The organism is Shinella sp. HZN7, from assembly GCF_001652565.1.
In the GTDB taxonomy this organism is placed as follows: Bacteria; Pseudomonadota; Alphaproteobacteria; order Rhizobiales; family Rhizobiaceae; genus Shinella; species Shinella granuli.
This window is the reverse complement of record NZ_CP015736.1, coordinates 1,617,568-1,640,912: the sequence shown is the minus strand read 5'-3', so window position 1 is coordinate 1,640,912 and position 23,345 is coordinate 1,617,568. Positions and strand designations below refer to the sequence as shown.

Below are 23,345 nucleotides of genomic sequence, written 5' to 3'. Positions count from 1 at the left end.
CTGCCCGGTTAAAGCAGGCCTATCCGCATTGTTTTTTTGATGAATTGATAACCATGGCGCATCCGCACCGTGGCGGAAGAGCCATGGAGACGGCTCAGAAGCCGGTCGCGTACATGGTGTCGGCGCGCGAGATGCGGCTGGTGACGACGCGGGCGGCATTCTCGAAATCCGCCTGGCTCGGCTGGAAGATCGCGGAGATGGGCGTCGCACGCCGGGTCGCCCTGTCGTCGGCGGCCGTCACGTTTTCGAGGGCGGCATCGGGCGCCGTCATGTCGAGGGCGCTCTCATTGTAGGCGATGGCGCGGAGCGCGGCGACGGCAGGCTCGCGCGTGCCGGCATAGCGGGCGCTGCGCTGGTCCTCGGCCGACATGCTGTCGAAATATTCGATATAGGCGCGGTAATAGGCCTTGCGGTCGCCCTCCTCCAGGAAGTGGCCGAAGGCCGTATATTCGCGCTTTTCCAGCGCTGCCGTATCGAGGTTCGCGCGCTCAGCCTCGGTAAGCGCCGGCTGACTGTAAGCCGTCTCTTCCTTGGCGACGCTGAGGACGAGCAGGGCATCGACCGAAAGACCGACATGGGCGGAGGGATCGTAGCTGCCGCCGGCCAACTGCGCGGTCGAGCCGGTCTCGGCATTGTCCTCGGCAACCTTGCCCGCAGCCTTGGTCGCGAGATAGGCGAGGCTGTCGCTGGTCGAGCTGCTGGCGATCCTGTTCGAGACGTGCATTTCCCTCTCCATCGGAACGGCCGCACCCTTGGAAAACCGGCGTCCTGCGTGGAAGTTTCTGCTTCGCTACCGGCCTACGCCCCGAAGCTTGCGCGAAGCTTGCGCTGGTTAACAAAAGGTTAACGCGCTGTATTCGCATGAGGAATTCGCGCGAAACGAGCAACCGCGCAGGACGGATGCGCTGGTTTTCCGGCAAAAATGCCGAAAGACTCAGCGGGCGTTCGCCTGGTGGACGAGAAGAAACGGTTTATGGAAGTGGATCAGAGGGCCTGCGCCATCTGGGGAACGATCGGCAGGTAGGGCACCTCGAAAAGGTCCTCACGATCGAAGCGGCTGCCGGTCTTGACCAGCTTCAGCATGCGACATTCGGTTTCGCTGACCATCACGGGGGCGATCAGCATGCCGCCGGACACCAGTTGCTCGGCGAAGAAGCGCGGCAGGGCCGGAAAGGCAGCGGTGACGAGGATGCGGTCGAAGGTGCCCTCGCCCGGCATGCCGTTGCTGCCATCGGCCTGTCGCACGATGACATTGCGGATGCCGGCCTTCTCGATGGATTGCTGCGCATTGGTGGCGAGCGTGCGGTAGCGGTCGACGGTGAGCACGCGCTCCGTCAGGCGTCCCATGACCGCGGCGGTGAAGCCGGAGCCGGTGCCGACCTCAAGGATGCGCTGGCCGGCCTTGAGGTTCAGGAGGTGCAGGAGCCGCACGGAAAGGTCGATCCCCTCCATGAAGGACCCGCAGTCGAGCGGCAGGACCCGGCGCGAATAGGCCTCGCCGGCAAATTGCGGCGGCACGAAAAGCGTGCGCGGCGTCTGCTCCACGGCGGTCAGCAGGTCGAGATTGTTGATGCCCTGGCCGCGCAGGCGCAGGGCCAGCGCGGCAAAACCCTCTTTCTCGATCACCCGTCCCGTGTTCAATCCGCATCCTCGCCGTTGAGCACGCGCTGCACGCGGTCCAGCACCGTATAGTCCGTGAGGTCGAGCTTGAGCGGCGTCACGGAGATCTTGTGGTTCTTCACTGCATGGATATCCGTTCCGGCACGGAAATCGCCCTTCCGCTCGCCGAAGCGCAGCCAGTAATAGGGGTAGCCGCGGCCGTCCATGCGCTCGTCGATCGTCAGGCCGAAATCGAGCTTGCCCTGGCTGGTGACCTCGACGCCGTTGAGCTCCGCAGGCGCGCAGTTCGGGAAATTGATGTTGAAGAAGGTCCAGTCCGGCAGCTCGACATCCATCAACTGGCGGATCAGCTTCGGCGCGAAGCTTTCGGCGACCTCCCACGGCACGACGCGGCCGCCGGCATGGTTGTAGGCCTGGCTCAGCGCCATGGACTTGATGCCCTGCAGCGTGCCCTCGATCGCGCCGGCGATCGTGCCCGAATAGGTGACGTCGTCGGCCATGTTGGCCCCGACATTGACGCCCGACAGCACGAGGTCCGGCTTCTCGTCGAGCACTTCGCGCACGCCCATGATGACGCAGTCCGTCGGCGTGCCGCGCAGCGCGTAGCGCTTGTCGTCGATCTTCCTGAGGCGCAGCGGCTCGGAGAGCGTCAGCGAATGGGCAAGGCCGCTCTGGTCCGTCTCGGGCGCGACGATCCAGACGTCGTCCGTCAGTTCGCGCGCGATCCGTTCGAGGGCCGCGAGGCCCTCGGCGTGGATACCATCGTCGTTCGTCAGAAGAATGCGCATCTCGTCTCCGCCTTCCGCCTCAGGCGGCCTTCTCGATCTTCTTCAGGCCGCCCATATAGGGCAGCAGCACGTCCGGCACGGTGACCGAGCCGTCCTCGTTGAGGTAGTTCTCCATAACGGCGATCAGCGCGCGGCCGACGGCCGTGCCCGAGCCGTTCAGCGTGTGCACGAACTTCGTCGCCTTGTCGTCCTTGCCGCGGTAGCGCGCGTTCATGCGGCGCGCCTGGAAATCGCCGCAGACCGAGCAGGACGAGATCTCGCGGAACGTGTCCTGTCCCGGCAACCAGACTTCGAGGTCGTAGGTCTTGCGGGCGCCGAACCCCATGTCGCCGGTGCACAGCGTCATGATGCGGTAGTGCAGGCCGAGGCGCTTCAGGATCTCCTCGGCGCAGGCCGTCATGCGCTCGTGCTCGTCGATCGAGCTTTCCGCATCGGTGATCGAGACGAGCTCGCACTTCATGAACTGGTGCTGGCGCAGCATGCCGCGCGTGTCGCGGCCGGCCGAACCGGCTTCCGAGCGGAAGCACGGCGTCAGCGCGGTAAAGCGCAGCGGCAGCTTCTCCTGGTCGAGGATATCCTCGCGCACGAGGTTGGTGAGCGAGACCTCCGCGGTCGGGATCAGCCAGCGGCCGTCCGTGGTGCGGAACAGGTCCTCGGAGAATTTCGGCAACTGGCCGGTGCCGAACATGGCATCGTCGCGCACCAGCAGCGGCGCATGCACTTCCGTATAGCCATGCTCGCCGGTATGCACGTCGATCATGAACTGGCCGAGGGCGCGTTCGAGGCGCGCGAGCTGGCCCTTCAGCACGGTGAAGCGTGAGCCGGCGATCTTCGCCGCGGCCTCGAAATCCATGTAGCCGAGGGCTTCGCCGATCTCGTAGTGCTCCAGCGCCTTGTGGTTCCAGCCGGGCTTTTCGCCCCATTTCAGCTTTTCCACATTGCCGGTCTCGTCCGTGCCGACCGGCACGTCGTCGAGCGGGATGTTCGGGATGCGCGACAGGGCGTCGTTGAGCTCGGCGGTGACCTGGCGCTCTTCCTCTTCCGCCGCGGGAAGCTGGTCCTTGATGGCCGAGACCTCGGCCTTCAGCCTGTCGGCAAGTTCGCTGTTCTTCGCCGCCATCGCCGCGCCGATCTCCTTGGAGGCGGCGTTGCGGCGCGACTGCATGTCCTGCGCCTTCTGGATGACGCTGCGGCGCTTCTCGTCGAGATCGATGAGGGCCTGGGCCAGGGGGCTGGCGCCGCGCTTTGCCAGGGCGGCGTCGAGAGCGGCGGCGTTGTCGCGGATCCATTTGATATCAAGCATTGTCGTTCCAGGCGTTCCGTGGATTGAGGCCCACCCGCGCCCGGCAGCACAGTGCGGCAACGCCGAAGATCAGGCCTTGTCGGCCTCTTCCGGCGTTGCAACGACCTCGTTCTCCGCATCCTGCGCGTTCGAGGCGCTCGCCCGCTGCCGTTCGATGAGTCGGGCCGTATAGATGGAAATCTCGTAGAGAAGGATGGCCGGCAGTGCAAGGCCGATCTGGGAAACCGGATCGGGCGGCGTCAGCACGGCGGCGACCACGAAGGCGATGACGATCGCGTATTTGCGCTTGTCGGCAAGCACCTTCGAATCGATGAAGCCGGCCCGTACCAAGAGCGAGGAAACCACCGGGAGCTGGAAGACGAGGCCGAAGGCGAAGATCAGCGACATGATGAGGCTGAGATATTCGGACACCTTCGGCAGGAGCTGGATCGAGACCTGCCCCTCGCCGCCGCCCTGCTCCATGGCCAGGAAGAACCACATGACCATGGGCGTGAAGAAGAAATAGACCAGCGCGGCGCCGATGAGGAAGAGGATCGGCGAGGCGATCAGGAACGGCAGGAAGGCGGCGCGCTCGTTCTTGTAGAGGCCGGGCGCGACGAACTTGTAGACCTGCTGGGCGATGACCGGAAACGCGATGACCAGCGCGCCGAACATGGCGACCTTGATCTGCGTGAAGAAGAATTCCTGCGGCGCCGTATAGATCAGCTCGACATTGCGGTGCGAGAGCCCCGCCCATTCCACCGACCATTTGAACGGCAGGACGAGCAGGTTGAACAGTTGCTTGGCGAAATAGAAGCAGACGAGGAAGGCGACGAAGAACGCCCCGACGGCCCACAGCAGGCGCTGGCGAAGCTCGATCAGGTGCTCGATGAGCGGCTGGGGCTTGTCTTCGATGTCGCCGCTCATGCGTCGCCCTTCTTGGTCTTTGCAGTCCTGGCCCTGGCGGGCGCGGCCTTCTTCTCGCCGGAGGCCTTCGCGGCGGCCTTGACGCCGCCCTCGGCCTTGACGCCGCCCTCGGCCTTGGCGGGCGCCTTGCGCGGCTTTGCCGCCTTGTCAGTGCCCTCGGCAGGCTTTTTCGTCGCCGTCTTCCTGGTCGGCCCCGCCTTCAGCGGAACGGCGGCAACGGGCTCGGCCGAGGCAGGCTTCTGCGCTTCGGAGGGTACGGCGACCGGCGTGCTGCCGGTGACGCTTTCGGCCGGCACGGCCGCGGGCGTTGCCGAGGAGACGGAACTCGTCGACTTCTGCAGGTCCGCCTTGATCTCGTCGCCCATCTGGCGCAGCGGATTGACCGCATCGCGAATGGTGTTCAGCGGATTGAGCTTCTGCGCCTCGCCGATCGTCTTCTTGACGTCCTCGAGGTCCGCTTCGCGCAGCGCCTCGTCGAACTGCTGGCGGAAATCGCTCGCCATGCCGCGCATCTTCGACATCATGCGGCCGAACGTGCGCAGCATCTGCGGCAGGTCCTTCGGACCGACCACGATGATCAGGACGATCGCGATGACGAGTATTTCGGTCCAGCCGACATCAAGCATAGGGTACTGTCCTCATGGGCCGCGAACCACCGTCCGCGGCCGAGCGCCGGTCACTTGACCTCGTCAGCCTTGTGGTCGACGGTCTTGGCCTTGTCGGCGGCGGCGGCTTCCTCGTCGGACATGCCCTTCTTGAAATTCTTGATGCCCTTGGCGACATCGCCCATCAGTTCCGGAATCTTGCCGCGGCCGAACAGCAGCAGCACCACCACCAGAACGATCAGCCAATGCCAGATGCTGAAAGAACCCATAATCTCGACTCCCTTTCGAACTCGTACCCCGATGTAAGACGTTCAGCCGTCTTTTTCAAACACTAGAATGTCGCGGTGGTTAGCCGAAAGCGTGACGTCGCGCAATCCGGAAGCCAATTGATCGGCCCTGACGCGCGCCCGGATCGGCCGGTCGGTGCCGGGCACGGCCAGATCGAGGAGCTCGACCACCCCGAGAAAGCGCCGCGACAATATGCGCGCGGGGATCTCGCCACCCCGTTCCATCACGCGCAGCCCCGAAAGGCGCACCGCGACATGGACCTTCTGGCCATCGGAAAACCGCGTGCCGTCGACATTGCCGAGCGGCGTTTCGACCACGCCGCCGCGCACACGGCCGGGAAATTCGTTGATTTCGGAGAAAAAGGCGGCGGCGAAGATGTTTTTCGGGTGCAGATAGAGCTCTTCCGCCGTGCCCACCTGCACGAGCCGGCCGTCCTTCAGAAGCGCGATCCGGTCGCCCATGCGCATCGCCTCCTCCGCATCGTGCGTCACCACGATGGCGCTGGCGCGCGACTGGCGCAGGATCGCCAGCGTATCGGCACGGATCGAATCCTTGAGGCGCGAATCGAGCCCGGAGAACGGCTCGTCCATCAAAAGCACCGAGGGGCGCGGTGCGAGCGCCCTGGCGAGCGCCACGCGCTGCTGCTCGCCGCCCGAAAGAACATGTGGAAACTTCTGGGCGTAGTGCAACAGACCGACGCGTTCGAGCGCGACCCGCGCCTCCGCCTCGGCCTCGGCGCGCGGCAGGGCCGTCAGGCCGAAGCGCACATTGTCGAGCACCGTCATGTGGGGGAAGAGCGCGAAATCCTGGAACATCAGGCCGACGCCGCGCCGCTCGGGCGGCAGGAAGACGGCGGGGCCGGCAATCTCGCGGTCGTTCAGGAGCACGCGGCCGGCCGTCTGTGCCTCGATGCCGGCGGCAATGCGCAGCAGCGTCGTCTTGCCGGAACCGGAGGGGCCGAGCAGGCAGAGGACCTCGCCGGGCTCCGCCGTCAGCGAAATGCCGCGGATCGTCTCCTTGTTGTGGTAGCTGTGGTGGATATCCTCGAAGGACAGGCGCGCCGCGAAGGTCACCGCCGATGCCCGCCTCGTCTCGATACCGTTGGAGCCTGACGGATCCAAAACCATGGGCCGAAGTCTTTCCCTGTCGCCGGCCGTGGCCGACGATGCAGTCCTGCGGGCGCATCCTGCGCGCCTTCGAAGCGCGAAAATGCTCCAACCGTTTGTTCTGGCACGGCTGCGCGCGCAAAACCGCGACGCGCTTTGCCGGAACCGCTCTATAAGCTTCGTCTATTCGTCTTCTTTTCCGCCCGGTGTCAAGAGACCGAGTTCTTCGAGGTCGAACTGGGTGATCGGGTCCTCGTCCTCCGCCAGTTCGTCCTCGCGCAGCGGCATGGGCACCTGGAAATTGGAGGGGATGCGGCCGGACAGGAGACCGGCGCCCTTGAGCTCTTCGAGGCCCGGCAGGTCGCGCAGGTCTTCGAGGCCGAAATGATCGAGGAAATCGCGCGTCGTGCCGAAGGTCACCGGGCGGCCCGGCGAGCGGCGGCGGCCGCGGAAACGCACCCAGCCCGCTTCCATCAGCACGTCGAGCGTGCCCTTGGACGTCTGCACGCCGCGGATATCCTCGATCTCGGCGCGCGTGACGGGCTGGTGATAGGCGATGATCGACAGGACCTCCAGCGCGGCGCGCGACAATTTGCGCACCTCCGTCTCGTCGGTACGGATGGCGAAGGAGAGGTCCGGCGCCGTGCGGAAGGCCCAGCTATCGTCGAGCTGGACGAGATTGACGCCGCGGCCGGCATAGAGCGCCTTCAGCTCGCGCATGACATGCAGCACGTCGACGCCGCGCGGCAGGCGCTCGGCGATATAGGCTTGCGACACAGGCCCGGCGGAGGCGAAGACCAGCGCCTCGGCGATGCGCGCCGCCTCGTGCAGCCGGCGCGGATCGACGATCGTGCCGCCGTCCGTCTCGCGCGGTGCGTCGTCCCCCGGTTCAGCCACGCCCGTCGCCCCCGTCATCGTCGCCCTCGGGCTTCGGCCCGCGGCGCAGGTAGATCGGCTGGAAGGCGCCGTCCTGGCGCAGTTCCAGGCGCCCTTCCCGGACCAGCTCCAGCGTCGCCGCGAAGGCACTGGCGATCGCCGTGGTGCGTTCCGCCGGGTCGCTGAGGTATCGCAGGATGAAACTGTCGAGCGCCGCCCAGTCGTCCTCGAAGCCGCCGATGAGCAGCGACAGGATCTCGCGCGCATCGGAAAGCGACCAGACCGTGCGCTTCTCGATGGTGACCTGGGTGACCGCGTGGCGCTGGCGCAGCGAAGAATAGGCGCTGAGCAGGTCGTAGAGCGAGGCCTCGAAGGACGAGCGCCGCTCGGTCGGAATGTGCTCCGGCATGCCGCGGGCAAAGACGTCGCGGCCGAGGCGGTTGCGGTTGACGAGGCGCGTCGCCGCATCGCGCATCGCCTCCAGCCGCTTCAGGCGGAAGGCGAGGCTGGCCGCCATCTCCTCGCCGGAGGGGCCGTCGTCCTTCGCCTGCCTGGGAATGAGCAGGCGCGACTTGAGATAGGCAAGCCAGGCCGCCATGACGAGATAGTCGGCAGCAAGCTCGATGCGGATCTTGCGCGCCCGCTCGATGAAGACGAGATATTGTTCGGCGAGCGCCAGCACGGAGATGCGGGTGAGGTCCACCTTCTGCGTGCGGGCAAGATGCAGGAGGAGGTCGAGCGGGCCTTCGAAGCCGGCGAGATCGACGACGAGGCTTTCCTCGGAAAGGCCCCGCGCCTCGGCGTCCTGCCACAGGTCGGCCATCGGCGCCCCTGCGCCGCGTCCCTTCTTCGGTGGCTTCGACCCCGTTCCCTGCACGTCGCCCCTTTCTTCGTCCCGCGCGCCTGCGACCGCGGGACCCCGCTTGCGGCGACCGTCAGGCCACCGCGATCATGGCGTTGAATTCCTCGCGCAGCGCCGCCTCGTCCGCCCCGTCCGGCGCCGGGAAGCCCGCGCGCACCGCATTCGCCCGCCGCAGGCTGTCGCCGGTGAGCGGCGGAACGTTCTCGGTCACCACGATCATTTCCTCCATGATGCCATGGCAATGCAACACCATGTCGAGGCCGGCGGCAATGATTCCCCGGCTTCTTGCGGCAATATCGCCCTTCAGGGCGTTCATCGACACGTCGTCGGACATCAGCAGCCCGTCGAAGCCGATATGGCCGCGGATGATCTCGCTCACCACCTTCGCCGAAGTGGTCGCCGGGTTGTCGGCATCGATGGCGGTGAAGACGATGTGGGCGGACATCGCCATCAGCTCGTCCTTCATGCGCCGGAAGGGCACGAAATCGCAGGCCTCCAGCTCGGCGCGGCTCGCGTGCACCACCGGCAGGTCATGGTGCGAATCGACCATGGTGCGGCCGTGACCGGGCATGTGCTTCATGATCGGCAGCAGGCCGCCGGCCTTGAGGCCCTCGGCCGCGGCCCCGCCCATCGCCGAAACGATCTCCGGCTCCTGCCCGTAGGCACGGTTGCCGATGACGTCGTGCACGCCCGGCACGGCAACGTCGAGCACCGGCAGGCAATCGACATTGATGCCGAGGCGCAGGAGATCGAAGGCGTGCAGGCGCGACATCAGCCAGGCGGCGCGCAGCCCCTTCTCCACGTCGGCGCGGTAGATGGCGCCGAGCGCGGCGGCATTCGGATATTGCTGCACATGCGGCGGCCTGATGCGCTGGACGCGGCCGCCCTCCTGGTCGATCAGCACCGGAATGTCCGCCCCGCCGCCGAGGCAGTCGCGCATCTCCGCGGTGAGGTCCGCCACCTGCGCCGGCTCGCCGATGTTGCGGCCGAACAGGATGAAGCCCCAGGGCCGCTCGCTGCGGAAGAAGGCTTTTTCGTCGGCGGTCAGGCTGAGGCCCTTGCAGCCGGAAAGGAAGGATTTCGATTCGCTCATGTCCGCAATCTTAAAGGTTCGGTGGGGAAAACGAAGGGTGCGCCCTGCCCGCCCATGCGGCAGCGGCCGGTCGGAATCGAAGAGGCGCGGACCATGCCCGCGCCTCTCCAGGAAATCGGTGTCCCCTCAGCGGGTGACGAGGCAGCTGCCGCCGGCGCTCTTGTAGCGGTTGCAGAGCGCATTGGCCTCCTCGCGCGAGCCGGCCGGGATGCGGACGCGGAAGTAGGTGCCCTTGTTCGGGATCTCCGCCTTCCTGATGTCCACGCCGCGCCCGCCGATGACGGAGGAGAACTTCGAGGAGAGCGAATTGTAGCTCTTCTGCGCTTCCGCCTCCGAGGGCAGCGAGGCGATCTGGATGACGTAGCTTCCCGGCGCGACGGCCGCGACCTGGGTCTGTTCCGCCGTCTGCGTCGGCCTGGCTTCGGCGGTCTGGGTGCCCGAGACATTGCCGTTTTCGGTGACGGTGCCGACCACGGTGACCGGCTGGTCGATCGGGCGGGTGCCCGGAACCGGCGCATTGCCGTCCGTCGAACCGGTCGTGGCGCCGATCGTCGTCGTCTTCACGGTGCGCACCGGCGCGGTGTCTTCGACCTCGGCATCGGCGACTTCCGCCAGCACGGAGCGCGGCTGGCCCTCGCTCGCCGCCTGCTCGGCGCTGAGCGAGGCATTGGTGTCGACCGTCGCATTGGCCGTGGCGGCGGCCTCGCCCGAGGCGCTGCCGGTGGTGGCGGTCGCCTTGGCGTCGAGGCCGGCGACTTCCGTCGCTGCTTCGCCGACCGTCTCTTCGCGGGCGACGAGCGTGCCGTCCGGCTTGACGATCATCGTCTTGACCTTGCGCGGCGAGACCAGCGGCTTGTTGCCGCCTTCGGCCGTCGCCGTTTCCGGCTCGTCGACGCCCGGCAGGACGCGGTTTTCGTTTTCCGCCGCGATGACCGCCTCGACGCCGTCTTCCGGGCCGTCGAACGGCAGGGTTTCCGGCGTCAGCGTGCGCTGCACGACATCGATGGGCTCTTCCGTCGAGGTGACGAGCTGTTCCTGCTGCGGCGTTGCGGCCGTATCGCCGGCAACGCGGTCATAGACCGCCTTGTCCTGGTTCGGCACGGTCTTGCCGCCCTTCTCCTCGGGCACGATCTTGACCGGGTCCTTGTCGGCAAGGATGACGCGCGGCTCACCGGAGCCAGCCGTGCCGCCGGTAAAGGCCGTCCAGGCATAGACGCCCCCGCCGCCGACCAGAAGCAGGGCCGCGATGGAAGCGGCGATCAGCAGGCCGCGCCGCGGGCGGGACTGTTCATCATCATAGCCGTCGCCGGCATAGAGCGTGTTGGCCTGGCCCGGGTCGACGGGGATCGCCATGCGCTCAGGCTGGTTCAGCGAGCGGCGGAAATCCTCTTCCAGGGCGCGTTCGAAATCGTCGACATCGTTGATCTGTGCCACCGGCTGGCTGGCGGCCGCGGCAACCGCGCCGACGGCAACGCCCGCCGACAGGTCCTCGCCGCGCGTCTTGGCGGCCGGCTCGGTGAAGAGCTGCGCCATTTCCGCGTCGATGTCGAAATCGTAGTCGGGCTGGTAGGCCGGCGGCTTTTCCTTCTCGATGACGGGAAGCTGCGGCACGTCGAGTTCGGTGACCGGGGAAACGCCCTCGTCCGTCTCGGCGATCATCGTCGGATCGAACGGCAGCGCGCCATCGGCCGTTTCGGCGATCACGGGCTGCGGCGCGGTGTAGGTCGAGACGGGAACGGCGACGGCCGGCTCGCGGCGCACGGGCGTCGGCATCTCGACGGACCTTGCGGCCTCGATACGAGGCTCCGGACGGGCTTCAAGGCGCGTCTCCGGTACCTTGGCCTCCTGGCGCACCGGCTCCTCGTCGAGCGAAAAATCGGAAAGATCGAGGTCGATATCGGAGAGGTCGAATTCCAGATTGTCGAAATCGGGTTCCGGCTCGGCTGCCGCCGGGGTCGACACGGCAACGGGCTCGCGGCGGGCTTCGACGACCGGCTCGCGATAGGCTTCCACCGCCGGGCTCTGGACGGGCTCGATCGCCGGTTCACGCGCGGTTTCGACCACGGGCGTGCGGGCCGTCTCGACGGACGGCTGGCGATGCGCGACGGGCGTTGCGCGGCCGAAGATCGAGGAAACGTTGGCCATGCCGCTGCGCGGCGTCGCGCTCACGGCGGCGAGCGAGGCAGCAGCGAGCGTGGCCGTCCCGAGCGGAGAGCGGCTGTCGGGAACGGGATAGCGCTCGACCTCGGCCAAAAGGGAATCCGCATCGTAATTGCGGCCCGGCTCGACCGATTCCAGCCGGTAGTCCGGCGCGGCATCGTGTACCGGCTCGGCGTCCTGCCACTGCGTCTCGGCTGCGGCCACGGCGCGGGCGCGGTCCTCCGGCGTCTCGAACGGCATTTCGGCGACGAAGTGCGGCTCGTCCCGGGCATAGGCCGGCTCGGCATGGAAAGGCTCGGAAACAGCGTGGCTCGCCGCGTCGGACATCCAGTCCTGCAGGGTCGGCTCGTTGCCGGCCTGCCTGGCATCGGTGCCGTGGACTTCGGAGAGCAGGTCGTCGGCAAAGCCGTCACCGATCGAAAGCTCCAGTTCGCGTTCCAGATCGAGGCCGATCTCGTCGATCGGGTTTTCCTCCGGGGCGAGCGGCTGGAAGCCGAGGACGACGGGCTGGCGCTCGTCGGCACTGGCGGCAAGCGGGGTCTCGACGATGGGTTCGCTGCGCACGGGCGGCTCGAAGCGCGGCTCCAGCCGGTCGACGAACTGGCGGCCGACATGCACCGTCGGCTCGGCATCGACGGCAGGCACGTCGTGTACGGCCGCTTCGAGCTCGTCGGCAAGAAGCAGGGCCGGATCGAACTCCAGCTCCGGCTCGGCCTCGACGGGCGCCGCGTCGGCGGCGACCTCTTCCACGTAGGACCGTTCGGCGTAGGACTGTTCGACCACGGGCTCTTCGAACGCCGGCGCACGATCGGCATCGCTCACGGCGACAGCCGGCTGCTCCACCTCGACCGGGCGCTCCTCCTCGAAGGAAGGCTCGGCGCCGAAAAACTGCTCCTCGAAGGAGGGGTCGCGATGAGCGGCATCACGCGGCGTCGTATCACGCGTCGGCACCTCGTCGAGAATGGCGTCGCGCTCCTCGGCGACCGGCTCGGGCATATCGAAGACGGGCTCGACATGGTGCGGCGCGGCGCGCTCGGCGACGACCGGCTCGACGCTCTCGCGGCGCGGCGTATCGTATTGCTCGAAGGCCCGCATCAGCTCGTCCTCGAGGGCGAGCACGGGATTGTCCATCCGCGGGACCGCGTGAGCGGGCTCGGAGGAAGACTTGCTGACGTCCTGGACCGGACGCGGTTCGTAGCCGACGAGACGGGTAAGCTCGGCCAACGGGTCGTCGTCCGCCAGGAGATCCGTGTCAGCGGTTCCGCTTCGCGCGAAGTTCTTGTCTGCCATACTGCTTCCCACTCACAAGCTACAAAAACGCGTTTGCCAGCTTATTGTGGGCAAATGGTGACGTTACCGCATTTCGTTCGGCGCAGCCGTGCCTGTAATGGACAGGCCCGACTTAAGAACAGAGGCGACAGCGTGCACCAGCCCAAGTCTGGCGATACTCAATTCTCTATTTTTATCGTTAACAAACCGTAATTCCGGCTGCTCTTTGCCTTTGTTCCAGTGCGCGTGGAATGCACTGGCAAGATCATAGAGGTAAAACGCGATGCGATGCGGCTCGTGCGCCAGTGCAGCGCCCTCCACCACACGCGGATATTCTGCGAGCTTCGCAAGAAGCTGCAATTCGGCCGGATCGGCGATGTTGCCCTCGATCGCGGCGGCGAGATCGAGCCCGGCGAGATCGAGGTCCGCAAACGCCTCGGCCGCCTGGCGGAACACCGACATGCAGCGCGCATGGGCATATTGCACATAGAAGACCGGATTGTCCTTGGACTGCTCCGTCACCTTGGCAAAGTCGAAGTCGAGCGGCTCGCTGTTCTTGCGGTAGAGCATCATGAAGCGCACCGGATCGCGGCCGACCTCGTCGACCACGTCCCGGAGCGTGACGAAGTCGCCGGAGCGCTTCGACATCTTCACGGGCTCGCCGTTGCGGAACAGCTTGACCAACTGGCAGAGCAGAACGGTCAGCTTCGACTTTCCTTCGGAGACGGCGCGCGCGACGGCCTCCAGGCGCTTGACGTAGCCGCCATGGTCGGCGCCGAGCACATAGATCATTTCGTCGAAACCGCGGTCGAACTTGTCCTTGAAGTAGGCGACGTCGGCGGCGAAATAGGTATAGGAGCCGTCCGACTTGATCAGCGGGCGGTCGATGTCGTCGCCGACCTCCGTCGAGCGGAAGAGCGTCTGCTCGCGGTCTTCCCAGTCTTCCGGCAACTGGCCCTTCGGCGGCGGCAGCACGCCCTTGTAGACATGGCCCTTGAAGGTGAGGTCGTTGATCGCGGTGCGGATCGGCGCGCCGTTGCCGGCATGCAGCGAGCGTTCGGAGAAGAAGACGTCGTGCGTGACGTTGAGGGCGGCCAGGTCCTCGCGGATCATCGCCATCATCGCGTCGATCGTCTTTTCCTTGACGATCGGCATCCACTGGTGCTCCGGCATGGCGCGCAGCGTCGTGCCGAACTCCTCGGCCAGCGCCTCGCCGACCGGCACCAGGTAGTCCCCCGGATAGAGGCCCGACGGGATGTCGCCGATCGTCTCGCCGAGCGCCTCGCGGTAGCGCAGGAAGGCCGAGCGCGCGAGCACGTCGATCTGCGAGCCCGCATCGTTGATGTAATATTCCTTGGTCACGGCATAGCCGGCAAAGGCGAGCAGGTTGGCCAGCGCATCGCCGACGACGGCGCCGCGGCAATGGCCGACATGCATCGGGCCGGTCGGGTTGGCCGAGACATATTCCACATTGACCTTGCGGCCGGCACCCTGCGCACCCCGGCCGTAATCGGTGCCGGCCCGGACGATCGCGGCCAGCAGCTTCTGCCAATAGGGAACGGAGAGGCGGACATTGATGAAGCCGGGGCCGGCGACGCCGACATCAGCCACTTCCGGATCCTTCTTCAGCTCGGCGACGATGAGGTCGGCCAGCGCCCGCGGGTTGAGCCCGAGCGGCTTTGCCAGCACCATCGCGGCATTGGTCGCGACATCGCCATGGCTCGCATCGCGCGGCGGTTCGACGCTGATACGGCCGAAGTCGAGGTCGGCGCGCTTTTCACGGACGATCTCAAGTCCTTCGAGTACGTTTTTGATTCTGCTGTCGAAGTCTGTAAAAAGGTTCATCTCATCCATCCGCGCGCAGCAAGCCCTTCCGGGCCATTCCTGCGAAGAAGTTCAGGTGGCCGGCTGACTATCGCAAATCGGGGGTATGGTCAAACAGCCGACGGTGCGTGTTGACCGCGTAATTGTCGGTCATGCCGGCGAGATAGTCGCCGACATGGCGGGCGCGGGCCGATTCCGGCATGGTCGCGATGCGGTCCACCCAGTAGTGTCCCTGCATGAGCTGCGGGTCGTCCATATAGGCGTGGTAGAGGTCCGTGAGGATCGAGGCGGCGTTCGCCCGCACCCGCATCACCTCCGGGTGCCGGTAGATGCGCGAGAACAGCAGCTTCTTGATCTGCTTGTCGGTGACCGCCATCTCCGCGGAGAAGGTCGCAAGGCAGCGGCGCGCCCTGCGCACGTCCTCGGCGCTTTCCGGCCGCTCCTCGCGGATCGCCTGCTGGGTATAGCCGATCACGTCCTCCACCATGGCGGTGATCTGGCGGCGCATGATCTCGTGGGTGAAGCGCGAGGCTTCGAGGCCCGGATAGCGCGCGCGCACGTCGTGCATCAGCCTGGCGAGGAACGGCACCTCCTCCAGCATCTCGAAGGTGAGATAGCCCGAGCGCAGGCCGTCGTCGATGTCATGGGTGTTGTAGGCGATGTCGTCGGCGATCGCCGCGACCTGCGCCTCCATGCTGGCGAAGCTGCCGAGCTCCAGATCGTGCGTGGCGCAATAGTCGAGGATCGGCCGTGGCACCTCGTCGCCATGGGTGCATTCGCCCGTCGGGCCGATCAGCGGCCCGTTGTGCTTGACGAGGCCTTCGAGGCTTTCCCAGGTGAGGTTCAGCCCGTCGAACTCGGCATAGCGTCGCTCCAGCTTGGTGACGATGCGCAGCGACTGGGCGTTATGGTCGAAGCCGCCGAAGGGTTTCAGCACCTCGTGCAGCGCGTCCTCGCCGGTATGGCCGAAGGGCGTGTGCCCGAAATCGTGCACCAGAGCCACGCCCTCGGCGAGGTCCTCGTCGAGCTTCAGGGCACGGGCCAGCGCGCGGGCGATCTGCGCCACCTCGATCGTGTGGGTCAGGCGCGTGCGGTAATGGTCGCCGTCGGCGGCGATGAAGACCTGCGTCTTGTGCTTGAGGCGGCGGAACGCCGTGGTGTGCACGATGCGGTCGCGGTCGCGCTGGAAATCCGACCGCGTCGGGCTTTCCGCTTCGGGATGGAGCCGTCCACGGGTCGCCCAGGGGTCGGAGGCATAGATGGCGCGTTGCCCCGCGCCGAAACCCAGCGCATGTCTGTCGAACGTCATTCTTCACCTGCATTCACGCCGCCCATTGACGCGGCCGCAATGCCTTCATACCTATAGTGTGCACAGCGGCAAGTCCGGCTGCAAGCCGAGCTTGAAATACAAGCCTTTTCAAGGATTTGTGTGAGACGGTTCGCAGCAGGCCGCGCCGGGAACGGCAAAGTCGCCGTTCGTGCAGGATAGCGATTCTCTCCGGATCTTGACCCCGGCAGGAGGCAGACATGACCGACAAGTCCGTTACCATTTCCGACGCCGCCGCCCGGCGTATCGCGTCGATCCTCACGGCCTCGCCCGAAAAACAGGCGCTGCGCGTCTCCGTCGAGGGTGGCGGCTGTTCCGGTTTTTCCTACAAATTCGACCTCGTCGAGGACCAGCAGGACGACGACCTGGTGCTCGAACGGGACAATGCCAAGGTGCTGATCGACCAGCTCTCCCTCGTCTACATGGACGGATCCGAGATCGATTTCGTCGACAACCTGCTCGGCCAGTCCTTCCAGATCAAGAACCCGAACGCCGTCGCCAGTTGCGGCTGCGGCACCAGTTTCTCGATCTAATCAATCAAAATCACGGGAACCCGCATGCCGATCAAGATTGCCACCTGGAACATCAACGGCGTGCGGGCGCGCATCGACAATCTCGTCGCCTGGCTGAAAGATTCCAATCCCGACATCGTCGGGCTCCAGGAAATCAAGACGATCGACGAAGGGTTTCCGCGCGGCGAGATCGAGGCGCTCGGCTATCATGTCGAAACGCACGGCCAGAAGGGCTTCAACGGCGTCGCCCTCCTCTCGAAGATCCGGCCGGACGAGGTGAACCGGGGCCTTCCCGGCGGTGACGGCGACGAGCAGTCCCGCTTCATCGAGGGTGTGTTCTCCGTAAAGGGCGGCGCAATCCGATTCTGCTCCATCTACCTGCCCAACGGCAATCCGGCGGACGACCCGGTCAAGTATCCCTACAAGCTTTCCTGGATGGACCGGCTGATCGCCTTTGCCGAGGACCGGCTGGCGCTCGAGGAGCCGCTGATCCTTGCCGGCGATTACAATGTCATTCCCGAGCCGCACGACTGCTGGGACGTGAAGGTCTGGGAGCGGGACGCGCTCTACCTGCCGCCGACCCGCCAGGCCTTCCGACGCCTGGAAAATCTCGGCCTCACGGACGCCGTGCGCGCCTCCACCGATGCCGTGCCGCATTATACGTTCTGGGACTACCAGGGCGGCTGCTGGCCGAAGAATTTCGGTATCCGCATCGACCATCTCATGCTGTCGGCCGAAGCCGCGGACCGCCTCGTCTCGACGGCGGTCGAAAAGCATGTGCGCAACTGGGAGAAGCCGTCCGACCATGTGCCGGTCGTGGCGGTGCTGGATTACGCGGCGTAAGGGACAGAGCCGCCCCTCATCCCGCTGCCGCGACCTTCTCCCCGCAGGCGGGGAGAAGGAAGATGGCGCACGGCCTTGCCACAAGTCCCTTCTCCCCGCCTGCGGGGAGAAGGTGGCCGGCAGGCCGGATGAGGGGCTGTTATCCTGCCGCTATTCTTCCGGGCTGAACCGGATGCTCTGGGCGAGTGCCACGCCCTTGCGGCGGTCGGCCTCGCTGGCGACGGAGAAGGCTTCTTCCTGCGTGGCCTGCAGCCAGCCGCAGTCCTTCGGCGGGCAATGGTCGAGCGCGGCAGTCATGAAGGCAAGGCCGCGGGCCGTCTGGCCTTCCTGGAAGAGGATGTTGCCGAAAAGGCCCATGGCGCCGGCATGGCCGTTGTTGCGCGCACGGTTCAGCCATTTCTTGGCCTGGTGCACGCTGACACCGCCGCCCTCGCCCGAAAGCATCATGCGGCCGAGCTGGAACTGGGCTTCGGGAATGCCGAAGGCGGAGGCAGCCTGGAAATAGAGCTGGCGGGCCTGCGTCATGTCGACCTTGACGGGGCTGTCCGGAATGCCGCGGCGATAGTAGCTGGCAAGCGCGATCAGCGCATTGGCGAAGTAGCCCGTATCCTCCGAGCCCGGCTCCACGCCGGCCCGGGCGATCTCGCTGTACATCTTGAAGGCTTCGAGGTCGTTCTCCGGCACGCCGTCGCCGTCGGCATACATGTTGGCGAGCGCCCAGCGCGAGCCCGTATGGCCCTTTTCGGCGGCATAGCGATAGGCCTCGACGGCGTCGCTCTTGCGCCCCTCCTTGTAGGAGAAGAAGCCGAACTTGAAGAGATCGAAGGGCCCGCTTTCCTTGCTGACGCCGGACTGGGGATCGAATGCGAGAGCCTGGGACGCCGCTCCGAAGGAGAGCGAAAGACAAAGACCCAATACCACTACTTTCATCGGCATCAACTCGGACTTCGGCATCACTTCTACTATTCCGCGCCGAACCTTCGTCCTTGCGCCAAACCGGGAACGCACGATCTTCGTGCGGATTTCCGGCAGTTCCGGCGGCAATGACATCGGCTGGCTCATCGTTTCCTTGGCGCGGTTCCACGCGTCTACATGTCCGTATCGCTGCGCCCCGTTTGTGGCGGGAAATGGACATTTCGTCGCTTCCCCGAATGTGTAGCAAACTCTGGGAAAAAAAGTGTTGCGATTCCGTCACATATTTTCAGGCGTCGCTGTGCTCTTTCCATCAAGCCTGCCGTGAAGCAACGAAGTGTTAACCAAGAAAAAGGGCCCGGTGATGACACCGGGCCCGATTCTGTCCGTTTGCTGGTCGGAAAGATCAGAACTTGATCTTCAGCGACGTGGAGATCGCCGTCACCAGGTCGTTGTCGAAATCATAGGAGACACGGCGGCCAAAGGTGCGGCCGTCCTTGACAATCTGGCCGGACGAGCCGCTCGTCAGGATGCCGAGCGCGCCGCTCAGGCGGAACTCGACATTCTCGTTCGCCGCATAGGAAAGGCCCGTGCCGACGGTCCAGGTGTCGGCATGCGTGCCGATGCCGGTGCTCGTGCCGCGGTCCCAGGTCAGGCTCACGGCGCCGCTGAGCTTGTCGTTGAACTTGTGGCCGATGCCGCCCGAAACGGTCCAGCCGTCGCGATAGAGCAGGTCGAGCGAGGTCACCTCCGTCGGGCCGCTCGTGCGGCAGTCGATGCCGCGCGTGGCGATCGGGCAGAAAGGCAGGCTCTGCAGCTGGCTCCAGTCTGTCCACTTGACCGAGCCGAAGGCCAGCCAGTCCGGAGCGATGCCCGTCTGGAACTTGAACTCCAGTGAATCGGGCATGTCGGCAGAGCCGAAGACCGGCGTGTTGACACCGGCAAAACCCGGCAGGACGGCGCCGGGAACCTGGCGCAGGTCCATGGTGCCGGTGATGTCGTCGAGCTTCACCGCGCTGTTGTAGACGAGGCTGGTGCGCAGCGCATATTCCTCGATCTCGTAGGCGATGCCGGCGCGCCAGCCCCAGCCATCGCCTTCCAGCTTCAGGCGGCCCATGCCGTTCAGCGGCGAGCCCTCGGGCATGGCGAAGACGAGGCGGTCCTTGAAGCCGGAAACCTCCTGGTAGAAACCGCCGCCGATCACGCGGAACTGGCCCGGCCCATGTCGAAGGAATAGGAGCAGGTCGCCGCGTAGTTATGGCTCTCGATCTTGGTCTCGACATTGTCGTTGGCGCCCGCCCAGTTGCGGCCGGGATTGATGTGCGCGCCCCAGGGCTGGGAATAGTCGGCCATGCAGTCGATCGCATCGGTGATCGCCGCCTTGAAGCCGATGCGCGGCACCCAGTAGCTTTCCGTATCGCGAATGCCGTTGCTGGGCAGGCCGTTCAGGTCGCCGTCGAGGGGAATGTTGTCGCGAACATTGTTCATGTCGCGCTGCGGATTGACGAAGGTCACCGCCGATTCGAAGACGTAGTCCGAGGGATCGAACAAGAGGTCGATATTGTACCCGCCACGCTCCAGGCCGCCGGCCTGCGCGGATGTCGCGGCCAGCAGGGCAATCGCCGTCATCCCAAGGCTGATGTTCTTCCGTTTCATGCAATCCTCCCCTGCAAAACGCCGGCGCAAACGATAGCTGCCTCTGCGTCGCGCCTCTCCACCCCGACTATCGAAGAGGACCGCGAAATTGGCAAACCCCAGTTCTTGTCCCTCATTTCCGATTGGGTGTTCAAAAAATTACGTAAGATTTTCATGAAGACCCTCAGCAGTTGAACGACCAGAAACGATTTTTCAAGGATTACGAATTTTGTGCTAATTAAGAGTTATCTTTTCCATAACGACGACCGCCTGTCACATTCCGGACACAGCCGCGGTATTGCGCGCAAGCCGGCGAATAAAAAACCGCGCCGGGGGTTCCGGCACGGTTTTCAAAGCTTCCCCACAAATTTTACGGGAATCAGCCCGCCTCGCTCACGCGGGCGAGCGCCACTGCGAGGCTGGCGAGCTGCTGCTCCAGCTCGGCGAAACGCTCGCGCTCGGCCTCGACCACCTCCGGCTTGGCATTGGCGACGAACTTCTCGTTCGACAGCTTGCCCTCGATGCGCGCGGCCTCCGCCTTCGCCTTGTCGATCGCCTTTTCGAGGCGGGCCTTTTCGGCCGCCAGATCGATCAGCGTGCCGAGCGGCAGGCAGGCGGTCGCCTCGCCGACGACGATCTGCGCCGCGCCCTTGGGCGCCGTATCCTCCAGGCGGATCTGCTCGACACGGGCAAGGCGCCGGATCGCCGAATCGTGCGTTTCGAGGCGCTTCCTCGTCATCGCATTGGCACCCACCATGACGAGCGGTGCCGTCGCGCTCGGCGGCACGTTCATTTCGGCGCGCACCGAGCGGATGCCGGAGACAAGGTCGATCAGCCAGTTGATCTCGTCGGCGGCCGCCTCGTCACCATAGGCCGGCGACGGCCATTCGGCGTGGCAGACCAGGGTTTCGCGCGTCTTGCCCTCACCGGCCGTGTGCGCCCAGAGCTCTTCCGTCATGAAGGGCATGAACGGATGCAGGAGCTTGTAGATCTCCTCCAGGACATAGGCCGCGCAGGCCTGCGATTCCGCCTTCGCCGCGGCATCCTCGCCGCTGAACACCGGCTTCAGCAATTCCAGGTACCAGTCGCAGAACTGGTTCCAGACGAAGCGGTAGAGCGTGCTCGCCGCGTCGTTGAAGCGGTAGGTCTCGATCGCCTCGGTGACGTCGCGCGCGGTGCGGGCGAGTTCCGTCAGGATCCAGCGGTTGATCGTCAGCGAGGCCGCTTCCGGCACGAATTTCGGATCGGTCGCAACGCCGTTCATCTCGGCAAAACGCGTGGCGTTCCACAGCTTGGTGCCGAAGTTGCGGTAGCCGGCGATGCGGGCCGGGTCGAGCTTCACGTCGCGCCCCTGCGCGGCCATGATGGCCAGCGTGAAGCGCAGCGCGTCCGCGCCGTATTCGTCGATCAGTTCGAGCGGGTCGATGACGTTGCCCTTCGACTTCGACATCTTCTGCCCGTTCTTGTCGCGCACCAGGGCGTGGACATAGACGGTGTGGAACGGCTCGACCGGATTGCCGAATTCGTCCTTCATGAAGTGCAGGCCCATCATCATCATGCGGGCGACCCAGAAGAAGATGATGTCGAAACCGGTGACGAGCACGTCGGTCTGGTAGTATTTTTCCAGTTCCGGCGTCTGTTCCGGCCAGCCGAGCGTCGAAAACGGCCAGAGCGCGGAGGAGAACCAGGTGTCGAGCACGTCCTCGTCGCGGGTCAGGATGTCGCCGGGGGCAAAGTTCTCCAGCTTCTCCTCGACCCAGGCCTTCCACGGGCCCTCATGGGCGATGTAGTGCTGGATGGCGGCGTGCAGCGCCTCCTCCTCGGTTTTTTCCACGAAGACCTGGCCGTCCGGGCCGTACCAGGCCGGGATCTGGTGGCCCCACCAGAGCTGGCGGGAGATGCACCAGGGCTCGATGTTCTCCATCCACTCGAAATAGGTCTTTTCCCAGTTCTTCGGGACGAAGTTGGTGCGGCCCTCGCGGACGGAGGCGATGGCGGGTTTCGCCAGCGTCGCAGCGTCGGCGAACCACTGGTCGGTCAGCATCGGCTCGATGACGACGCCGGAGCGGTCGCCGAACGGCTGCATGACCTTCTTGTTCTCGACGAAGGGCACGTCGTTGCCTTCGGCATCCTTGACGGTGACCGCCAGCCCCTCGGCATTGATCGCCTCGACGATGCGCTTGCGGGCCTCGTAGCGATCGAGGCCGCGATATTCGTCGGGAACGAGGTTGATGTCGTCGACCTCGGCCTCGTTCGGCAGGTTGCCGGTCCTCGCGATGTCGAGCGCCTGCGCCGCGTAGAAGGCATAGGGCTCGCCGTCGGCGCGCATGGCGGCGCGCGTGTCCATCAGGCGGTAGAGCGGGATGTTGTTGCGGCGGGCGACCTGGTAGTCGTTGAAATCGTGCGCGCCCGTGATCTTCACCGCGCCGGAGCCGAAGTCGGGTTCCGGATACTCGTCGGTGATGATCGGGATGAGGCGGCGGTGTTCCTTGGGGCCGACCGGGATCTCGCAGAGCTTTCCGACGATCGGCGCGTAGCGCTCGTCCGAGGGATGGACGGCGACCGCGCCATCGCCCAGCATCGTCTCGGGGCGCGTGGTCGCGATGGAAATGTAGTCGCGCTCCTCCTGGAAGACGACGTTGCCGTCGGCATCCTTCTCGACATAGGTGTAGGTCTCCCCGCCGGCGAGCGGGTACTTGAAATGCCACATGTGGCCGTCGACTTCCCTGTTCTCGACCTCGAGGTCGGAAATCGCCGTTTCGAATTTCGGATCCCAGTTGACCAGCCGCTTGCCGCGATAGATCAGGCCTTCCTTGTAGAGCGAGACGAAGACTTCAAGGACGGCGTCGGACAGCCCCTCGTCCATGGTGAAGCGCTCGCGCGACCAGTCGCAGGAGGCGCCGAGGCGCTTCAACTGGTTGAAGATCAGGCCGCCCGATTCCGCCTTCCACTCCCAGACCTTCTCGACGAAGGCCTCGCGGCCCATCTCACGCCGGCCCGGCAGCTTCTCGGCCGCGAGCTTGCGCTCGACGACCATCTGCGTCGCGATGCCGGCATGGTCCATGCCCGGCTGCCACAGCACGTCCTTGCCGCGCATGCGCTCGAAGCGGACCATGATGTCCTGCAGCGTGTTGTTGAGCGCGTGGCCCATATGCAGCGATCCCGTCACGTTCGGCGGCGGAATCACGATGGTGAAGGTCTCGGCGCCGGGTTTTGCACCCTCGCCGGCGCGGAACGCGTCCGCCTCTTCCCATGCCTTGGCAATGCGCGGCTCGACCGCTGCGGAATCATAGTTCTTTTCAAGCATTTTCGTGCGTGGCCTGCTGTTTGTCGGTTGCGTTTTCTAAACCGGATGGCCGGGGCGAAGTCAACAATATCAGAAGAAAAGCCGCCCCGGGGGCTCCGGCGCGGCTTAA

At 65.4% G+C, this 23,345-nt stretch carries 18 protein-coding genes and 1 pseudogene; 2 read left to right on the top strand and 17 right to left on the bottom strand.

The window, feature by feature from the left end:
* Window positions 1–94: 94 nt before the first annotated feature.
* The 14 genes from shn_RS07955 to shn_RS07890 all read right to left on the bottom strand — a co-directional run bounded on the left by shn_RS07955 (window position 95) and on the right by shn_RS07890 (window position 16,009).
* Complete coding sequence (locus shn_RS07955) at window positions 95–724, bottom strand: hypothetical protein (protein ID WP_064329924.1); 630 nt, start codon at window positions 722–724, stop codon at window positions 95–97.
* Between the two features lie 260 nt (window positions 725–984).
* Window positions 985–1,641, bottom strand: coding sequence for a protein-L-isoaspartate(D-aspartate) O-methyltransferase (locus shn_RS07950; protein WP_064329923.1), 657 nt, complete (start codon window positions 1,639–1,641; stop codon window positions 985–987).
* Complete coding sequence (gene surE / locus shn_RS07945; RefSeq protein WP_064329922.1) at window positions 1,638–2,408, bottom strand: 5'/3'-nucleotidase SurE; 771 nt, start codon at window positions 2,406–2,408, stop codon at window positions 1,638–1,640. The genes shn_RS07950 and surE overlap by 4 nt, the downstream gene beginning before the upstream one ends.
* Window positions 2,409–2,427: 19 nt before the next feature.
* Complete coding sequence (gene serS / locus shn_RS07940) at window positions 2,428–3,711, bottom strand: serine--tRNA ligase (protein ID WP_064329921.1); 1,284 nt, start codon at window positions 3,709–3,711, stop codon at window positions 2,428–2,430.
* A 69-nt stretch (window positions 3,712–3,780) separates the two neighbouring features.
* On the bottom strand, window positions 3,781–4,617 hold the full coding sequence (gene tatC / locus shn_RS07935) for a twin-arginine translocase subunit TatC (protein ID WP_064329920.1): 837 nt from the start codon (window positions 4,615–4,617) through the stop codon (window positions 3,781–3,783).
* On the bottom strand, window positions 4,614–5,243 hold the full coding sequence (tatB, locus tag shn_RS07930; RefSeq protein ID WP_064329919.1) for a Sec-independent protein translocase protein TatB: 630 nt from the start codon (window positions 5,241–5,243) through the stop codon (window positions 4,614–4,616). Before tatB ends, tatC begins: the two co-directional genes overlap by 4 nt.
* A 50-nt stretch (window positions 5,244–5,293) precedes the next feature.
* Entirely contained in the window at window positions 5,294–5,491 is a 198-nt protein-coding gene (locus tag shn_RS07925) for a twin-arginine translocase TatA/TatE family subunit (RefSeq protein WP_023511864.1), read from the bottom strand.
* Between the two features lie 42 nt (window positions 5,492–5,533).
* Window positions 5,534–6,637, bottom strand: a complete 1,104-nt coding sequence (locus shn_RS07920) for an ABC transporter ATP-binding protein (protein ID WP_064329918.1) — start codon at window positions 6,635–6,637, stop codon at window positions 5,534–5,536.
* 162 nt (window positions 6,638–6,799) lie between these two features.
* The gene (gene scpB / locus shn_RS07915) at window positions 6,800–7,531 is read right to left on the bottom strand and encodes an SMC-Scp complex subunit ScpB (protein WP_084437839.1); all 732 of its coding nucleotides are present in this window, start codon (window positions 7,529–7,531) and stop codon (window positions 6,800–6,802) included.
* Window positions 7,506–8,315, bottom strand: a complete 810-nt coding sequence (locus shn_RS07910; RefSeq protein ID WP_064329917.1) for a ScpA family protein — start codon at window positions 8,313–8,315, stop codon at window positions 7,506–7,508. The genes scpB and shn_RS07910 overlap by 26 nt, the downstream gene beginning before the upstream one ends.
* Before the next feature lie 112 nt (window positions 8,316–8,427).
* Entirely contained in the window at window positions 8,428–9,447 is a 1,020-nt protein-coding gene (gene nagZ, locus shn_RS07905; protein ID WP_064329916.1) for a beta-N-acetylhexosaminidase, read from the bottom strand.
* 126 nt (window positions 9,448–9,573) lie between these two features.
* The gene (locus tag shn_RS07900) at window positions 9,574–12,897 is read right to left on the bottom strand and encodes an SPOR domain-containing protein (protein ID WP_064329915.1); all 3,324 of its coding nucleotides are present in this window, start codon (window positions 12,895–12,897) and stop codon (window positions 9,574–9,576) included.
* 63 nt (window positions 12,898–12,960) lie between these two features.
* On the bottom strand, window positions 12,961–14,721 hold the full coding sequence (gene argS / locus shn_RS07895) for an arginine--tRNA ligase (protein WP_064332486.1): 1,761 nt from the start codon (window positions 14,719–14,721) through the stop codon (window positions 12,961–12,963).
* A 67-nt stretch (window positions 14,722–14,788) separates the two neighbouring features.
* Window positions 14,789–16,009, bottom strand: a complete 1,221-nt coding sequence (locus shn_RS07890; RefSeq protein WP_064329914.1) for a deoxyguanosinetriphosphate triphosphohydrolase — start codon at window positions 16,007–16,009, stop codon at window positions 14,789–14,791.
* Window positions 16,010–16,227: 218 nt separating this feature from the next.
* Between shn_RS07890 and erpA the strand changes: the two genes are divergently transcribed.
* Both erpA and xth read left to right on the top strand, forming a co-directional pair.
* Complete coding sequence (gene erpA, locus shn_RS07885) at window positions 16,228–16,560, top strand: iron-sulfur cluster insertion protein ErpA (protein WP_064329913.1); 333 nt, start codon at window positions 16,228–16,230, stop codon at window positions 16,558–16,560.
* Window positions 16,561–16,590: 30 nt separating this feature from the next.
* A complete protein-coding gene (gene xth / locus shn_RS07880; RefSeq protein ID WP_064332485.1) occupies window positions 16,591–17,382 on the top strand; it encodes an exodeoxyribonuclease III in 792 nt (263 codons plus the stop codon).
* A 150-nt stretch (window positions 17,383–17,532) separates the two neighbouring features.
* Here xth and exoR read toward each other — a convergent pair whose 3' ends face one another.
* The 3 genes and pseudogenes from exoR to shn_RS07865 form a co-directional block, all read right to left on the bottom strand.
* Window positions 17,533–18,336: an exopolysaccharide production regulator ExoR gene (gene exoR, locus shn_RS07875; protein WP_064329912.1), complete on the bottom strand. Its 804-nt coding sequence runs from the start codon at window positions 18,334–18,336 to the stop codon at window positions 17,533–17,535.
* Window positions 18,337–18,700: 364 nt separating this feature from the next.
* Window positions 18,701–19,950, bottom strand: a pseudogene (locus tag shn_RS07870) (OmpP1/FadL family transporter).
* Window positions 19,951–20,308: 358 nt separating this feature from the next.
* Entirely contained in the window at window positions 20,309–23,236 is a 2,928-nt protein-coding gene (locus shn_RS07865) for a valine--tRNA ligase (protein WP_064329911.1), read from the bottom strand.
* Between the last annotated feature and the right edge of the window lie 109 nt (window positions 23,237–23,345).

Coding starts and splice junctions, on each gene's coding strand:
- shn_RS07955 (WP_064329924.1), bottom strand. CDS start 724: ATGCACGTCTCGAACAGGATCGCCAGCAGCTCGACCAGCGACAGCCTC.
- surE (WP_064329922.1), bottom strand. CDS start 2,408: ATGCGCATTCTTCTGACGAACGACGATGGTATCCACGCCGAGGGCCTC.
- serS (WP_064329921.1), bottom strand. CDS start 3,711: ATGCTTGATATCAAATGGATCCGCGACAACGCCGCCGCTCTCGACGCC.
- tatC (WP_064329920.1), bottom strand. CDS start 4,617: ATGAGCGGCGACATCGAAGACAAGCCCCAGCCGCTCATCGAGCACCTG.
- tatB (WP_064329919.1), bottom strand. CDS start 5,243: ATGCTTGATGTCGGCTGGACCGAAATACTCGTCATCGCGATCGTCCTG.
- shn_RS07925 (WP_023511864.1), bottom strand. CDS start 5,491: ATGGGTTCTTTCAGCATCTGGCATTGGCTGATCGTTCTGGTGGTGGTG.
- shn_RS07920 (WP_064329918.1), bottom strand. CDS start 6,637: ATGGTTTTGGATCCGTCAGGCTCCAACGGTATCGAGACGAGGCGGGCA.
- scpB (WP_084437839.1), bottom strand. CDS start 7,531: ATGACGGGGGCGACGGGCGTGGCTGAACCGGGGGACGACGCACCGCGC.
- shn_RS07910 (WP_064329917.1), bottom strand. CDS start 8,315: ATGGCCGACCTGTGGCAGGACGCCGAGGCGCGGGGCCTTTCCGAGGAA.
- nagZ (WP_064329916.1), bottom strand. CDS start 9,447: ATGAGCGAATCGAAATCCTTCCTTTCCGGCTGCAAGGGCCTCAGCCTG.
- shn_RS07900 (WP_064329915.1), bottom strand. CDS start 12,897: ATGGCAGACAAGAACTTCGCGCGAAGCGGAACCGCTGACACGGATCTC.
- argS (WP_064332486.1), bottom strand. CDS start 14,721: ATGAACCTTTTTACAGACTTCGACAGCAGAATCAAAAACGTACTCGAA.
- shn_RS07890 (WP_064329914.1), bottom strand. CDS start 16,009: ATGACGTTCGACAGACATGCGCTGGGTTTCGGCGCGGGGCAACGCGCC.
- erpA (WP_064329913.1), top strand. CDS start 16,228: ATGACCGACAAGTCCGTTACCATTTCCGACGCCGCCGCCCGGCGTATC.
- exoR (WP_064329912.1), bottom strand. CDS start 18,336: ATGCCGAAGTCCGAGTTGATGCCGATGAAAGTAGTGGTATTGGGTCTT.
- shn_RS07865 (WP_064329911.1), bottom strand. CDS start 23,236: ATGCTTGAAAAGAACTATGATTCCGCAGCGGTCGAGCCGCGCATTGCC.